This is a genomic window from Erwinia sp. 2186, assembly GCF_057812255.1.
Genome location: NZ_CM173824.1, coordinates 2,176,655 through 2,192,395 on the forward strand (window position 1 = coordinate 2,176,655; position 15,741 = coordinate 2,192,395).

Sequence of the window (15,741 nt, forward strand, 5' to 3'; positions counted from 1 at the left end):
CCAGGCGAATACCTTAGAGGTTATCGCCTGCCGTATCCTGCTGAATGGCTGGCGCATCGATTGCTGACAGCGCCGATGGCAAGCTAAACGCCGAACGCGCTACACAAACGTCCAGACAAAGCGGTCGTTGTCTTTGGTAATGCGTCCGGCAGATGTGCGATCGAAATGGCTGGTAAACACCGTCGCGTGTTCAGTTGCGGCAAATTCAAGCAGCCAGCGGCGGGATTCGGCGGCCAGTGGACCGTTGCCGCAGAACATCGAGTTCCACTGCGGATGGGCCACCTGAATGGCTGAATGCATCACGTCGCCCAAAAAGATCGCCGTTTCACCTTCGGTGACAAAGGCGATGCTCATATGTCCCGGGCTGTGTCCCGGCGTTGGATAGAAGACGATACCGGGCAGATATTCGGTGATTTCATCGGGCAGGGTAACCAAACGGCGGGCATCAATGATCGGCTGCACGCTGTCATCAAATACCACTCTGCGTGCCGCTGCGGCTGGAGAGGTCATAAAGGTGACTTCTGCCTGCGGGCAAACCCAGGTTGCGTTGGGGAAGGTGGGTATCCAGCTATCGCCATTCGGCACCGTATTCCAGCCAACATGATCGGTATGCAGATGCGTGTGCAGCACATAATCCACGTCTGCCGGATCGATCCCGGCGGCAGTCAGATTCTCCATCCACGGGGAATTCAGCTGGTGGAACAGCGGACTGAAAGGCCGATCTTTGCCATTGCCGGTGGCGGTATCGATCAGCATGATGCGGTTAGGGGTTTCGACCAGCCAGCTGTGAACGCTCATGTTCACCGGCATATCGGCTTGCTCAGCAGGCGACTCATCACCCGACGTGGGGAACAGTTTCCCCTGCGGCACGCTGAACATCTGTTCAGTCAGGCGGGTGATTTTCAGTTTGCCGATAGTGTAAGACGCCTGCTCAGTCATTAATTTACTCCGTTATGGTAAAGCCCCCGGATGGCCCGGGTGATGACGCTGAAATATCCTGCAGGGTCAGACAGCGTAAATGCGCCTGGATTCCCCGTAAGCGTAAATAATGATATTTAACGTTTGATGACGGCGCACAGGTCGAAAGTCTCGTCTGCAGGGGACCTAAACACCCTGTTGAGCTCACAATCCAGCCAAAGCCACAGGTTTTTACCCTTTATCTTGTTTATCCCGCGCCAACACTCTACCCTCAGTGGGCAACAACGATACGCGAGTGACGCGTCCACCGTTCGGCCTGGAGCCAACTTGATGAAAAGCGACAAAGAGATTTCGATAGACCAGTTTACCGATGCAGAGAAGGAGCTGGTGGCGGCAAAGGTTAAGACCCTGACGTTAAAGATGAGCCATGTGCCAAGTAAGAAAGAAGAAAAGGAAATTCAGAAAGAGGCCAAGCGCCTGGTGATGAAGGATCGTGTGGTAAAAGAGACCACCAAAGCCGTGATAGCGAAGAAACCGCGCAAGGCGTCTTCGGCTAAAGAGAGTGAAGTTAAAGAGTTCAACTGGTCAGCTTCACTAAGCAAAAACCCGCGCGCATTAAAAGCCAAATAGTGCCGCCCGCTACAGCGTCAGCCGGGTGCCAGCCCCGAGCGTCTGACGCTGTCAGCATTACCCCACAATAATCAAATGCACCAGCCGGGCTAATACCTCAATAATCAACAGGCTCCCAGCCGTAATTAACGACAGCGTGATATAAAACTGTTTGCGATTGCTCATGAGTGTGAGAAGTCCCAATTCCCGAATAGCCTATACTGTAGTCGTTATTTCCTAAACGGACTGTCAATGTTTCCAGTAAATGTGCTCAGGGTGGATCATGCTGTACCAATATCTTAACGGTGAAAACTGGCGTCATATTTATCTGGTAGGTGATTTGCATGGCTGCAGAACCTTGCTGGATGATCAACTGCTAGCCCTTCAATTTGATACAGAGAAAGATTTACTGATTTCCGTCGGTGACTTAATCGATCGCGGCCCGGACAGTCCGGCCTGTCTGGCACTGTTGCAGGAACCCTGGTTTCGCAGCGTGCGCGGCAATCATGAAGAGATGGCACTCAGCGCGCTGACCAGTGGATTGCATAAGCAGTGGATGTTTAACGGCGGTGACTGGTTCTATAAGTTGAAAGGCGTCGACATGATTGCAGCTAAGCATGCGATCAATCACTGCCGGACGCTGCCGCTGATTATGCATGTGCAGCTGGACCAGCGCATCGTGGTGGTTGCGCATGCCGATTATCCGGCAAATCATTATGCGTTTGGCGCCGAAGTTGATGGCAATGAGGTTGTCTGGAGCCGCCAGCGCATTGAGCAATTACAGAAGGGAAAAGGGCAGGCCATTTCCGGAGCCGATGCGTTCTATTTTGGTCACACGCCGGTCCAGAGACAGCTCGATGCCTACAATCAGCACTACATTGATACCGGCGCCGTTTATGGCAACCGGTTAACGCTGGTGCAGATCCAGTAATCAGGCGAACAGCTTGCCATCACGCACCAGTTCGCGCGGATAGTTGTTCTTAATCCGGCTGCCGACTTTCTTCGCCAGACCAATCTGCTGCTGCTGACAGGTGAGGATCAACTCATCCGCAGGCAGATCCCGTTCCGGATAAATATCCCGCCCGCGATACCACTCTTCAGCTTCCGCTAACGTCAGCTCAAAACGGTTTTTAGCGTCAGGCTCAGCCAGCGCAATCACCGCTTCGTGCTGCCAGCGATAGCCTTTAGTGAACGTCTCAGCCAGCTTCAGACCAATGCGTGAGAAGCGCACTCTGACCAGCAGCGGCTCGATGGCTAACGGGAACAGCCAGATCTCTTTGTCACGCTCCCATAAGGTATGCGTTTTGCTGTCCCAGCTGAGGCCAGATTTGGCTGCGGCGGCGATAATTTCCTGCTGCTCTTTGCGTTTTACCGGGAAGAACGGGAATTTACCCAGTTTGTAATTGGGTGTCGGTAATGCCGGCACGCTTTCCAGCTTACGCAGGCGGGCAACGAAGAAGCCTTCGCTGTCAAAGATCTGAGGGAAGACGTGCAGGAATCCTTCTGGCGTCACGGCCTGCTCTGCGCCGGGGAACAGCTCGTTCAGCGGTTCAATCTCTACCGCACCCGGATATTGCTGCTGCAGCCAGGCGATCACCTGCTGATTTTCAGCTCGATTAAGCGTACAGGTGGAATAAATCAGCGTGCCGCCGGGCTTCAGGGCATTAAAGGCACTGTCGATCAGGTCATGCTGCGTGGCCGCAATCTCTGCGGTGCTTTCAACGGACCAGTTGCGCAGCGCATCGGCATCCTTGCGGATGACCCCTTCGCCCGAGCACGGCGCGTCCAGCAGAATGGCGTCAAAAATTTCCGGCAATGCGGCACCAAACACCCGACCATCGAAATGGGTCATCGCCGTGTTGCTGACGCCACAGCGGCTGAGATTGGCATGCAGCACCTTCACCCGGCTGGCAGAATATTCGTTGGCAAGAATGGCACCCTGGTTGCCCATCTTTGCTGCGATCTGCGTGGTTTTAGAGCCTGGCGCGGCGGCGACATCCATCACCGTTTCAGGCGTCGGACAGCCGGCAAATAAAGCGCTAACCGGCAGCATTGAGCTGGCTTCCTGAATATAGAACAGGCCAGAGAGATGCTCAGCGGTGCTGCCCAGCGGCAGCGTGTCGGCATCGTCACGGGAAATCCAGAACCCTTCTTCACACCATGGGATAGGCGTCAGTTGCCACTGATATGGGGCAACCAATGCCAGAAAATCCGCGACGCTGATTTTGAGCGTGTTCACCCGCAGGCTGCGGCGTAACGGCTGCTGGCTGATAGCGATAAAACGCTCGAATTCTGCGACATCTGGCAGCAATTCGCGCATCTGATTTAAGAAAGAGTCGGGGAAGTACACGCGTGAGGAAGAGGACACTGAAAAATTCCGCTGGAAATAAGTGGGGCGAGTTTATCACATCCTGATAGCTGAAAAAAAACGGGCAGCTCAAGGCTGCCCGTTCAGGTTATTTCGCAGGGAGCGCGGTTCCCCATTTACGCCAGTCTTTTGGCTCTTCGTCTTCCAGCAGATAGTGCTTGCCGGAAGTGGCCTGCGGCGCTAACGGGATCGTCGGCGGCGTGGCGAAGGCAATCCCCCCCTGAATAAACTGCTGGAAGGTGCCGGTTTTCACTACGCCACCAATCAGACCGAATTTCAGGTTATAGCCGGAAGCCAGCCAGAACACCGAATTGTTACGCACCAGATGCTGGTACTTCTTGCTGATGCGCAGGGTGATCTGGACGCGGTCAGCCATGGCACCCAACGACGTGCCGGTGACCGTACCGACCTCAATGCCACGGAACAGCACCGGCGTACCGACGGAAACGGAACCGCCTTCAGGCGCATCCATAACCACGTTCAGGCCATCCAAATAGCGCGCGTCAGTAATGGTCGATTCCTGCAGTTCGAAACTGCGTTGAGCGCGGCCTTTGCCCGGATCGACGTTGATGTAAGGCTGCAACAGGGTTTCCAGATGATTGACACCCGCCGCCGATATTTCCGGCGAAACGACCGAGAAGCGGCTGCCAATGCGGGCAAAGTCATCCACATACTGCGGATACAGCACGCCTTTGGCGACAACCTCATTTTTTTCCTGATTCAACGCCAGGTCTTCGATCTGACCGATGGTAATGCCCAGATAGCGGATCGGCATGCCGGCAGAAAGTTTGGTGGCATCGTAAGTGTGCAGGGTGATCTGGCTACCTACCGCACGTGCGGCGGTTTCAGAGTTATACAGCACGCGCTTATCTTTGCTGGTCAGCCCGGCGCCGGCGCCGGTCAGGTTATCAAAGCTGATCGCACCTTTTAACACGCGGTTAAGCGGGGAGGCCTGAACCGTTAAGCCGCTGCCGTTCAGCTGCACGCGGGCACCGCCTTCTGACCAGAACACGCTGTTTTCGGTCAGCAGCTTGCGGTATTCCTGTTTGATATGCACCCGTACGTCAAACTCATTGGCTTTCGGGATCACCTCAACAATCTCGCCGACCTGGAACTTGCGATACAACACAATCGAACCGGCCTGTACATCCGGCAGGCTTTTCGCGGTCAGCGTCAGGGTGGTTGGCAGCTGGTTTGAGGTGATGCCTTCTGCCGCTTTCTCAGCATTGGCATAGAGCGGGTAATTCTGCTTCACCGCACCCTTGCTGCCGGGATCGAGACGAATGCCGCCGTCAACCCACTCACTGGCGCTGGCACCCAGCACTTCCATGCCATCAATACCCAGCTTCACATCCAGACGGCTGTTGATAATGAATTTACTGTCACCGTGGACCAGCTCGCGGTAGTTGCCCGCGATGGCGATAACGAAGTTCACGCCTTGCTCGTTCAGCGAGCGGTTAACCACCTGACCAATCTGCATGCCATGCAGCATGATCGGCTGGCCTGCATCGATGCCGTAGCTCTCCGGTGCGGTCAGCTTCAACTCCAGCGAGTTAGGCTGTTGCAGCAGTGCTTCGTTGCTTTCCAGTACCTGATAATGATCCTGCGGCGCGCCTTCTCCTGGCACCAGCTCCAGGGTATTGCCGGTTAGTAAGCTGCTTAAGCTGGTGTCATTCAGGCTGATTTTCGGGCTGCGCATTTCAATGCGGGTGCCGGTGCGCATCAGGCCGGTGACAGAAGGATCGATGGTCAATTCCCCGGTTACCTTACCGCCTGGCTGTAAGGTCATCGCGGTCAGGGTGCCCACTTCAAGGCCCTGATACATCAGCGGGGTGCTGTTGGCCTTAAGATTCTTGCCGCTCGGCAGGTCCAGGCTGATGATCACGCCGCGATGGCTGTGCGCTAAATCAGGATAGAGATCGAAATTGTCTTCCGACTTCGCCTGTTCCGACTGGGCCGGCGAATCGAAGGCGATAGCGCCGTTCACCAACGCCGCCACGCTTTCCAGCTGTACCTTCACGCCGTTCAGCCCGACATCGGCCTTAACGCCTGATACGTTCCAGAAGCGGCTGTCTTTTTTCAGCAAATTGGTGAAGCGACGGTCAATCAGCACATCCACCGTCACGCCTTTATTACCGGGATTGATGCTGTAGTCGTAAACACGGCCAACAGGAATTTTACGGTAATACACCAGCGAGCCGGTATTCAACGAGCCAAGATCCGGCGTATGCAGATGGATCAGCATCTCGCCGGTATTGACGCGGTATTTCGGCTGAGTATCCAGCGCGACAAAGTTTTCTTTTGGCTGACCTTTACCCGGCATCATGCCGATGTAGTTACCACCAACCAGCGCATCAAGGCCTGAAACCCCCGCCAGCGAGGCTTTCGGCGTCACCAGCCAGAACTGGGTCTGGTCACGTAACGCATCTTTCATGTCGCTTTTGATGCTGGCCTTAATTTTGATGGTGCGCAGATCGTCCGTCATGCTGATGCCCTGCACCAGACCGACTTCAACACCCTGATAACGGACCGGCGTTCTGCCCGGCACAATGCCGTCCGCCGTGGCGAAATCAATAGTGACGGTGGTCCCGCGCTCCTGGTAATTTGACCAGATAAGCCAGCCCGCAATCAGCAGCGCAATCAGCGGCAATAACCAGAAGGGCGAAATTTTCCGCCGGCTGGTAATGCGCGCGTTAGTCGGTGTAGTCGGCGTTTCCTGTTGCATGTGCATCCCATAATAAACGGCTATCCAGCCACTCAACGGCAAGAATAGTGAGTATGACTGACGAGCCAAAATAGAAAGCTGCCGGTCCCATGTTGAAAGAGAGAAGCTGGTCGCGATTGACCAACGACATGGTTAACGAAATAACAAACAGATCCAGCATAGACCAGCGGCCTACCCAGGTAACCACCCGCAGCAGGCGGACGCGGGTTTTCAGTCCCTGTTCACACTTGAAGTGAATACTGAGAAGTAGCGTCAGTAGCACAATAATTTTGGTAAACGGCACCAGAATACTGGCCACAAATACCACGATGGCCACCGGAATATTGCCGGAACCCAGCGACATAATCCCCGAAAGGATGGTGTCTTCCTGGCGGGAGCCGGTGAGATAAATGATGGAAATTGGCAGCAGATTGGCCGGGATCAGCAGCACAATAGAGGCAATCAAAGCGGCCCAGGATTTCTGCAAGCTGAAGTGACGACGGAAATAGAGCGGCGTGTGGCAGCGTGGGCAACGGCCCCGGGCATCGGCAACACCGGTGTGGTGGCAGCTCAGACAAACCTGTAACTTTTCCCGGGCAACGTTAGGGTGAGGCTGCGGATAAAAGCGGTGCCAGAGCTGCTCAACGTTTAAATGAATCAAGGTCACCAGGCTCAACAGCGTCAGCGAAATAAACGCAATCAGCCCGGTGCCAGGCGTAATCGCCGCATAGTCCTGCACTTTAATTGACGCAACGGCAATCCCCACCAGATAGATATCCAGCATCACCCACTCTTTCAGGCGATCGAGCATCAATAATACCGGACGAAGGTTCATGCCCAATTTATGGCCAAAATAGAGATAGGCAATAGACCCAACCAGCGTCGCGGGGGCACCAATGGTGCAAAAGGCCACCATCGAGGCGGTAATGACATTGCCTTGCTGCGCCATCTGAGTGATGCCTTCCAGCAGACTGGCATAAATGTTGGTGCCCAGCAGGCGGATGCTCATCAGCGATTCAGTGTAGGCGAAGGGCATCAACAGCAGCATGGTGACGGCCATCGCACACAGCCGGGTCATCGACCAGTCACGGCCATTCATAATGCGAGCATTGCAGCGAGGGCAGTGCGCAGACTGGTTGGATTTCACATCTGGTAAGGAAAAAAGGGTATCGCATTGGGGGCAACGCTGATAACGTGCCTGAGGCAGAGCATGGCTAATGGCGTGTATTTTCATAATCCTGATCGTCTCAGGCCCAGGCAGCGCAGGTGCAGGGCAGGGTTAAGTTTTTTCGCCATAAAACGATAATGACACGTCAAGGTCATGCTTAAGGCTTCGGACTGACTAAGGGTATATTAACTAACGGAATGATTCACCTTGTCCGTCTGGGCATTTAATGCTTATTTTAGCAAGGGGTCATCATGGGCCTCATGACACGTTTTCACAATGGTTAAAAAATGACAAAAGCTGAGTTTTATTCGGACCTGAACCGTGATTTGCGCGCGCTTATCGCTGGAGAAACAAGTTTCCTGGCAGCAATGAGCAACTGCAGCGCGCTGTTATATGAGCGCCTTGACGGTGTTAACTGGGCAGGTTTCTATCTGTTGACCGAAGTCGATACCCTGGTTCTGGGACCTTTCCAGGGAAAAATCGCCTGTGTGCGTATTCCGGTAGGTCGCGGCGTGTGCGGTACGGCCGTGGCCGAAAGTCAGGTTCAGCGCGTGGATGATGTCCATGCTTTCCCGGGTCACATTGCGTGTGACGCGGCCAGTAATGCTGAGATCGTGCTGCCATTGGTGGTGAACGGCCAGACAATTGGCGTGCTGGACATCGATAGTATCGAATATAAACGCTTCGACAGCGAAGACGAAGCGGGGTTAAAAACCCTCACTGACGGGCTGTGTGAGGTGCTTGCCGGGTCTGATGTGGAAAAATTTATTCACATGAAACGCAGCTAAAGCGCTGGATCACGTAGCAATTGCCGATGGGGTCATTATAATGACGCCTGTTCATGCCTGCGCTGGTTGGCAAACCCGTTGTAATCAGGAAATTTCATGGAAAATCAACCCAAGTTGAATAGTAGTAAAGAAGTCATTGCCTTTTTGGCCGAGCGTTTCCCGAAATGCTTTAGCGCCGAAGGCGAAGCACGACCACTTAAGGTCGGCATCTTTCAGGATTTAGTCGATCGTGTTCAGGGCGAAATGAGCCTGAGTAAAACTCAGCTCCGCTCCGCACTCCGTCTTTATACGTCCAGCTGGCGCTACCTGTACGGCATCAAAGCCGGTGCAGTTCGCGTTGATCTGGATGGTAACGACTGTGGCGTCCTCGACGAGCAGCATGTTGAACATGCCCGTAAGCAACTCGAAGAAGCAAAAGCGCGTGTTCAGGCACAGCGTGAGCAGCAGCAGGCGAAGAAACGCGAAGCTGGAGAAGAGGGGGCACCGCGCCGTCCTCGTAAACCCGCGCGTAAACCTTCTGCCGAAGGTGAGCAGCCACGCCAGGTTCGCAGCAAACCTCAGCGTAGCACCGAGCGCGCACCTTCCGCAGAGCGTCAGCCAGCAGCAGCTCCAGCTCCCACTAAACCCGTTACCGATACCGCAGCACTGCAAGTCGGCCAGAATATCAAAGTCACCGCGGGCAAAAGTGCGATGGACGCAACCATTCTTGAAATTACCAAAGATGGTGTCCGGGTACAGTTGGCTTCCGGCCTGGCAATGATAGTACGCGCAGAACACTTGCAGTTCTGATACGGAGGCCAATCAGGGCATGAACAATTTTTTCAGAACTACTGTGATCGCAGGACTGCTGCTGGCAGGGAACGTTTTCGCCGCCGATAACATTACGCGTGCCGATCAAATTCCTCAGCTGCATCAGGAACCTCAGCATGCGACAGTCAGTGAACGTGTTACCTCACGTTTTACCCGCTCGCATTATCGCCAGTTCGATCTTAATCAGGATTTTTCCGTTAAGATTTTCGAACGCTATCTGAATCTGCTGGACTACAGCCATAATCTGCTGCTGACCTCGGATATCGAACAATACGCCAGCAAAAAAACCACCTTAAGCGATGAGCTGAAGAGCGGTAAGCTGGATGTATTCTACGACCTGTATAATCTGGCGCAGAAACGCCGCTTTGAGCGCTATCAGTACGCATTGTCCGTGCTGAATAAGCCCATGAATTTCACCGGTACCGATACCATCGATATCGACCGGAGCAAGTCGCCGTGGCCAAAAACCACGGCGGAGCTGAATCAGCTGTGGGACGCAAAAGTCAAATATGACGAGCTGAGCCTGAAGCTGACCGGCAAAGATGAAAAAGAGATCCGCGAAGTCCTGACCAAGCGCTATCAGTTTGCTATTCGCCGTCTGGCGCAGAGCAACAGCGAAGACGTCTTCCAGCTGGCGATGACCGCGTTCGCGCACGAAATCGATCCGCACACCAACTATCTCTCTCCACGTAACACCGAGCAGTTTAATACCGAAATGAGCCTCTCTCTGGAAGGTATTGGTGCGGTGTTGCAAATGGATGACGATTATACGGTGATTAACTCGATGGTCGCCGGTGGTCCGGCAGCCAAGAGCAAATCGATCACCGTTGGCGATCGTATCGTGGGTGTCGCCCAGCCGGGCAAACCGATGGTGGATGTGATTGGCTGGCGTCTTGATGACGTGGTCGCGCAGATCAAAGGACCGAAGGGCAGCAAAGTGCGCCTGGAAGTGCTACCGGCCGGGAAGGGCACCAAAACCCGCATCGTCTCCCTGACGCGTGAGAAAATCCGTCTGGAAGACCGCGCGGTCAAAATGACCGTACAGAATGTCGGCAATAAGAAAGTGGGCGTGCTGGATATCCCTGGTTTCTATGTTGGCCTGACTGACGATGTGAAAGTGCAGTTGCAGAAATTGCAGAAGCTGAACGTGGATAGCGTGGTCATTGACCTGCGTACCAACGGCGGTGGCGCACTGACCGAAGCGGTTTCCCTGTCTGGTCTGTTCATTCCAAGCGGCCCGGTTGTTCAGGTTCGTGACAACAACGGCAAGGTTCGTGAAGACAGTGATAACGATGGCATCGTTTATTACAAAGGTCCGCTGGTGGTGTTGGTTGACCGCTTCAGTGCCTCGGCTTCAGAAATCTTTGCGGCTGCGATGCAGGACTACGGACGTGCGCTGATTGTCGGTGAGCCGACCTTCGGTAAAGGCACCGTGCAGCAGTACCGTTCACTGAACCGGATCTACGATCAGATGCTGCGTCCAGAATGGCCGGCGCTGGGCTCTGTCCAGTACACCATCCAGAAGTTCTACCGTATCAACGGCGGCAGTACTCAGCGTAAAGGCGTGACGCCTGACCTGCTGATGCCAACCGGCGTGGAAGCGGTTGAGACCGGCGAGAAGTTCGAAGATAACGCCCTGCCATGGGACAGCATCAATGCGGCCAGCTACACCAAGTCAGGTGACTTAACCTCACTTGAGCCGAAGTTGATTCAGGACCATCAGGATCGCATCGCCAAGGATCGTGAGTTCCAGTACATCATCAAAGATATTGCGCGCTTCAATGCAATGAAGGACAAGCGCAATATCATCTCTCTGAACCTCGCCGAGCGTGAGAAAGAGAACCACGAGGATGATGCACTGCGTCTGGAGAGGATTAACGCCCGTCTGCAGCAGGAAGGCAAAAAGCCACTGGCTAAGCTGGACGATCTGCCGAAAGACTATAAAGAACCGGATCCGTACCTCGACGAAACGGTCAACATTGCTAACGACCTGGCGCAGCTTGAAAAAGCACAAACGCCGCCAGCGGCAGCAAAATAAACCCGAAGGGCACAGCTTAGTCTGTGCCCTTTTTTTATCCCGCACCTCTCGCCTGTCGCTGATTTACGCCTGCTGGCAAAGCCATTTCACTTAACTCTTCCTGTTGATGCATCCCAAGATGCTTCAAAGTGTAAAGTTATGTCTTTTTAGACACTTAAAGATTAAGGGTGCTTGAAATGTTTTGCTTTGCCCATAGGATAGTTATCCGCTATAAGCGAATTTGTTAACTGAGGAAGATGAAATTCTATGATGCGTATTGCGCTTTTCCTGCTGACCAACCTGGGCGTTATGTTGGTCTTTGGGCTGATCCTCAGCCTGACAGGGATCCAGTCAAGCAGTGTACAGGGCCTGATGATCATGGCGGGTCTGTTTGGCTTCGGCGGTGCGTTTGTCTCACTGCTGATGTCGAAGTGGATGGCGTTGCGATCCGTCGGTGGTGAGGTTATTGAGCAACCGCGCAATGAGACCGAGCGCTGGTTGATGCAGACCATTGCTCAGCAGGCACAGCAGGCGGGTATCGCCATGCCGCAGGTGGCTATCTATCATGCGCCGGATATCAACGCCTTTGCGACCGGTGCCCGTCGTGATGCGTCACTGGTGGCGGTCTCTACCGGCCTGTTGCAGAACATGAGCCGTGACGAAGCCGAAGCGGTGCTGGCTCACGAGATCAGCCACATCGCTAACGGTGATATGGTCACCATGACGCTGATTCAGGGTGTCGTGAACACCTTCGTGATCTTTATCTCGCGCATTCTGGCGCAGGTTGCCGCAGGCTTCCTGTCCGGCAACCGTGATGAAGGTGAAGGCAATAACGGCAACCCAATGGTCTACTTCGCCGTGTCGATGGTGCTGGAGCTGGTCTTCGGGATCGTGGCCAGCATCATCACCATGTGGTTCTCGCGTCACCGTGAGTACCATGCCGATGCCGGCTCTGCGCGACTGGTTGGTCGTGAGAAGATGATTGCAGCCTTGCAACGTCTGAAAACCAGCTATGAGCCGCAGGAAGCCAGCACCATGATGGCCTTCTGCATCAACGGTAAGTCGAAGTCACTGAGTGAGCTGTTTATGTCTCACCCACCGCTGGATAAGCGCATTGAAGCGCTGCGCAGCGGTCAGTATCTGAAGTAACCGACAGCTGTAATGAAAAAACCGGGCATTGCCCGGTTTTTTTATGCCTGAAAAGCACTCAGCTACTTGTGCCGGGCTGCGTCATTCGCATCGCACTTACTACGGTAGCCAGCGTTGCGAAGCTGCCTGCCAGTAATAAAGAGGCATGGGTACCGTGGCCACCAAACAGGTTGAACATCAGTGCGACCAGCGCGGCACCACTGGTCTGGCCGAGCAAGCGCGCGGTGCCCAGCATGCCGCTGGCACCACCGCTGCGGTTGCGCGGGGCGGAAGTGATAATGGTGTGGTTGTTCGGTGACTGGAACAGGCCAAAACCCGCACCGCAAAGCGCCATGCGCCAGATGATATTCAGATCTGACGGAGAATCAGGCAGCAGCGCCAGCGAGAACAGACCGCTGGCGAACATCGCCAGACCAATCGCTCCCAGCAGACCGGCGTGATAGCGCTCAATCAGTCGGCCGGCAATGGGCGCCATCACCATAGTAGCCAGTGGCCAGGGAGTCAGTAACAGTCCGGTGGCCACTTCGCCACGGTGTAACACGGTTTGCATAAAGAAGGGCAGTGAGACCATCGCCAGCATCTGGGCGCAGAAAGAACAGACCGAGGTGCCCAACGACAACGAGAAGATGGGAATGCGCAGCAAATCCACCGGCAACAGTGGGAAAGGCATTTTCAACTGACGGCGAATAAAGACGAAGCCGACGATGACCAGCGCCACCAGCTCGGCCAGCACCAGCTTGCCACTTTGTCCCTGCGCGAAGCCGCTTAAAGCCGAAATTAACAGGCCAAAGGTCAGGGCATTCATAATTGCGCTGGGAATATCAAAGCGCTGCTCTTTCGATTTCTGCGTGTTATCGGGCAAGAAGCGGAAGGCGAGATAAAGCGCCGCCAGGCCGACCGGTACGTTAATCAGGAACAACCATTTCCATGAGGCGACCGACAGCACCGCGGCCGCCACGGTGGGTCCGGCAGCGGTGGATACGGCCACGATCAGCGAGTTAATGCCCATTCCGCGCCCGAGAAAGCGCTGCGGATAGATTATCCGAATCAATGCGGTGTTGACGCTCATCAACGCGGCGCCACCAAAGCCCTGTAATACGCGGGCAAAGGTCAGCATTTCCAGCGAGCTGGAAAGGGCGCAAAACAGCGAGGTGCAGGTGAACAGCACCAGACCGGCCTGATAGATACGGCGGTAGCCCAGAATATCGCCGAGGAACGACAGTGACAGCAGCGAGATGATAATGGCCAGCTGATAGGCGTTAACAATCCAGATGGATTCTGCCGGGCTGGCGTGCAGCTCGCGGGCGATGGTCGGCAGTGCCACGTTGGCAATGGCACCGTCAAGCACAGCAACGGTGATGCCTAAGGCAATCGCCATTATTGCGCCGTAGCGCTGCGGGATGGGTAATCCGTCGGGTTGAGTTGTTTGCGGCATGGACCAAATTAGTCAGAAGAGTGAATATCATTATGCTAATGATTTTTCACTGACTATTCCAGGTTGTTACGCGGCGAAAACTATCAGCAGATATGTCAGGGCAATTTACCCACTGAGCATTGCACCTGCCAGGCCGCAAAACGTATACTAGAAATACCGTTCCATTTTTTATAAAACAAAAATAAGGTCCTGTCATGGCGAATGGCGATGTGGATAAACAGCCGGATTCAGTCTCATCGGTGTTGAAGGTTTTCGGTATCCTGCAGGCTCTGGGCGAGGAGCGTGAGCATGGCATTACCGAGCTTTCACAGCGGGTAATGATGTCGAAAAGTACCGTTTACCGTTTTCTGCAAACGATGAAATCCCTCGGTTATGTTGATCAGGAAGGTGAGTCAGAAAAATATTCGCTGACCTTAAAGCTGTTCGAACTGGGCGCCAAGGCGCTGCAAAATGTCGATTTGATCCGGAGCGCAGACATCCAGATGCGCGACATTTCTCGCCAGACCAAAGAAACCATCCATCTTGGCGCGCTGGAAGAAGACAGCATTGTCTATATTCACAAAATTGACTCCCTGTATAATCTGCGAATGTATTCGCGCATTGGCCGCCGTAATCCGTTATACAGCACGGCTATTGGCAAGGTGCTACTTGCCTGGCGTGACGTCTCCGAAGTGAAAGACATCATGGCCAACGTGACCTATAACCGCAGCACGCCGAGAACGGTCGGCAGCACCGAAGCGCTTCTGCCGGTGCTGGAGAAAGTCCGGTCGCAGGGGTATGGGGAAGATAATGAAGAGCAGGAAGAGGGGCTGCGGTGTATCGCGGTACCGGTCTTTGACCGTTTTGGCGTGGTGATTGCCGGGCTGAGTATCTCCTTCCCGACCATCCGTTTCTCTGAGGAAGAGAAAAGTAGCTATGTGGCGATGCTGCATCGTTCTGCAAAACGGCTTTCAGAGCAGATGGGCTATCACGACTACCCGTTCTGACAAAAGGGCCAGAGTTCTCTGGCCCTTATTCACTCAGTTATCGACGACTTCGGTGCTTTTCTTCAGCAACGGGCAATCGGTCACGCCGACAACACCGCTGTCAGTGTGCAGATACTGTGCGGTCACCATGCCACGTGCGGTCATGTACTGACACTGTAATCCCAACCCAGCCACATTTTTAGTGCTTCCTGCCAGAACACCGTAACCGGTGACTAACAGGGCAAGCCAGATAATGACCAGCAGCGCAACAATGCGAATTAAAAATCTCATGTATTCCCCTTTATTGTTTGTCAGACAGCAATCCTGGCGTTTCCACCTCGCTGCCAGCGTTTATCATAGCAGTAAGGTGCGAGCCTGTACGTACTTAGCGCTGAGGATACACAAAGCCTGGGACAACGGCTGCGCGAAGGTTCTTAAATTTGTGTGAGCTGGCTATCAATTCGCGTCTGACCTGGTAGAATCTTCGCAGGTCTGCATCAGTCAGTATTGCAGTAACACCCGCATTTTTGAGGCATGTATGAACGAAATAACAAATGGCGCGATGGGCTTGGCATCGATGGGGTTTAGCGTAGCGCTGGTGATCGTCGGGCTGATTGCATGGTTTTTTGTCAATCGCGCCAGCGTCAAGGCCAGCCAGCAGGTCCAGTTACTTGAGGCCCTGCTGGAAGAGCAGAAGCGTCAGAATGTGTTATTACGCCGTTTGACCGATTCGGTCGCCGGAAAAGAGAAAGCCGCCAGCACCGAACCGGATAACAAAGATTTCACCCGACTGATCCCTGAACGTTAAGT

14 protein-coding genes are annotated in these 15,741 nt (G+C 54.1%); 8 read left to right on the top strand and 6 right to left on the bottom strand.

The window, feature by feature from the left end; genetic code table 11:
- Nucleotides 1-99: 99 nt before the first annotated feature.
- On the bottom strand, nucleotides 100-939 hold the full coding sequence (locus tag ACXKZG_RS10095; RefSeq protein WP_488876153.1) for an MBL fold metallo-hydrolase: 840 nt from the start codon (nucleotides 937-939) through the stop codon (nucleotides 100-102).
- 309 nt (nucleotides 940-1,248) lie between these two features.
- Between ACXKZG_RS10095 and yjbD the strand changes: the two genes are divergently transcribed.
- Both yjbD and ACXKZG_RS10105 read left to right on the top strand, forming a co-directional pair.
- On the top strand, nucleotides 1,249-1,548 hold the full coding sequence (gene yjbD, locus ACXKZG_RS10100) for a DUF3811 domain-containing protein (protein ID WP_013202496.1): 300 nt from the start codon (nucleotides 1,249-1,251) through the stop codon (nucleotides 1,546-1,548).
- A gap of 262 nt (nucleotides 1,549-1,810) precedes the next feature.
- Nucleotides 1,811-2,458 (top strand): metallophosphoesterase, encoded by a 648-nt coding sequence (locus tag ACXKZG_RS10105; protein WP_346594446.1) that lies wholly within the window; start codon nucleotides 1,811-1,813, stop codon nucleotides 2,456-2,458.
- On the opposite strand, the gene rsmF is transcribed toward ACXKZG_RS10105, so the two are convergent.
- The 3 genes from rsmF to yebS all read right to left on the bottom strand — a co-directional run bounded on the left by rsmF (nucleotide 2,459) and on the right by yebS (nucleotide 7,833).
- Nucleotides 2,459-3,847, bottom strand: a complete 1,389-nt coding sequence (gene rsmF / locus ACXKZG_RS10110; protein WP_488876251.1) for a 16S rRNA (cytosine(1407)-C(5))-methyltransferase RsmF — start codon at nucleotides 3,845-3,847, stop codon at nucleotides 2,459-2,461.
- A gap of 136 nt (nucleotides 3,848-3,983) precedes the next feature.
- Entirely contained in the window at nucleotides 3,984-6,620 is a 2,637-nt protein-coding gene (locus ACXKZG_RS10115; protein WP_134824293.1) for a PqiB family protein, read from the bottom strand.
- Entirely contained in the window at nucleotides 6,589-7,833 is a 1,245-nt protein-coding gene (gene yebS, locus ACXKZG_RS10120; RefSeq protein WP_013202491.1) for a membrane integrity lipid transport subunit YebS, read from the bottom strand. The genes ACXKZG_RS10115 and yebS overlap by 32 nt, the downstream gene beginning before the upstream one ends.
- Before the next feature lie 221 nt (nucleotides 7,834-8,054).
- On the opposite strand from yebS, the gene ACXKZG_RS10125 reads away from it, so the two are divergent.
- The 4 genes from ACXKZG_RS10125 to htpX all read left to right on the top strand — a co-directional run bounded on the left by ACXKZG_RS10125 (nucleotide 8,055) and on the right by htpX (nucleotide 12,531).
- Nucleotides 8,055-8,555, top strand: a complete 501-nt coding sequence (locus tag ACXKZG_RS10125; RefSeq protein ID WP_488876154.1) for a GAF domain-containing protein — start codon at nucleotides 8,055-8,057, stop codon at nucleotides 8,553-8,555.
- A gap of 96 nt (nucleotides 8,556-8,651) precedes the next feature.
- Nucleotides 8,652-9,344: an RNA chaperone ProQ gene (proQ, locus tag ACXKZG_RS10130; protein ID WP_013202489.1), complete on the top strand. Its 693-nt coding sequence runs from the start codon at nucleotides 8,652-8,654 to the stop codon at nucleotides 9,342-9,344.
- A gap of 19 nt (nucleotides 9,345-9,363) precedes the next feature.
- On the top strand, nucleotides 9,364-11,403 hold the full coding sequence (prc, locus tag ACXKZG_RS10135; RefSeq protein WP_013202488.1) for a carboxy terminal-processing peptidase: 2,040 nt from the start codon (nucleotides 9,364-9,366) through the stop codon (nucleotides 11,401-11,403).
- Nucleotides 11,404-11,649: 246 nt separating this feature from the next.
- A complete protein-coding gene (gene htpX / locus ACXKZG_RS10140; RefSeq protein ID WP_013202487.1) occupies nucleotides 11,650-12,531 on the top strand; it encodes a protease HtpX in 882 nt (293 codons plus the stop codon).
- A gap of 58 nt (nucleotides 12,532-12,589) precedes the next feature.
- On the opposite strand, the gene ACXKZG_RS10145 is transcribed toward htpX, so the two are convergent.
- On the bottom strand, nucleotides 12,590-13,966 hold the full coding sequence (locus tag ACXKZG_RS10145; RefSeq protein WP_105759779.1) for an MFS transporter: 1,377 nt from the start codon (nucleotides 13,964-13,966) through the stop codon (nucleotides 12,590-12,592).
- Between the two features lie 194 nt (nucleotides 13,967-14,160).
- Here ACXKZG_RS10145 and kdgR point away from each other — a divergent pair, with 194 nt between their 5' ends.
- Nucleotides 14,161-14,952, top strand: a complete 792-nt coding sequence (gene kdgR, locus ACXKZG_RS10150) for a DNA-binding transcriptional regulator KdgR (RefSeq protein ID WP_346594452.1) — start codon at nucleotides 14,161-14,163, stop codon at nucleotides 14,950-14,952.
- 33 nt (nucleotides 14,953-14,985) lie between these two features.
- On the opposite strand, the gene ACXKZG_RS10155 is transcribed toward kdgR, so the two are convergent.
- Nucleotides 14,986-15,222 carry a YobH family protein gene (locus ACXKZG_RS10155; RefSeq protein WP_013202484.1) on the bottom strand — a complete coding sequence of 79 codons (237 nt, stop codon included), beginning with the start codon at nucleotides 15,220-15,222 and terminating at the stop codon, nucleotides 14,986-14,988.
- A 247-nt stretch (nucleotides 15,223-15,469) separates the two neighbouring features.
- Here ACXKZG_RS10155 and ACXKZG_RS10160 point away from each other — a divergent pair, with 247 nt between their 5' ends.
- Nucleotides 15,470-15,739, top strand: a complete 270-nt coding sequence (locus ACXKZG_RS10160) for a YebO family protein (protein ID WP_134824292.1) — start codon at nucleotides 15,470-15,472, stop codon at nucleotides 15,737-15,739.
- Nucleotides 15,740-15,741 lie beyond the last annotated feature (2 nt).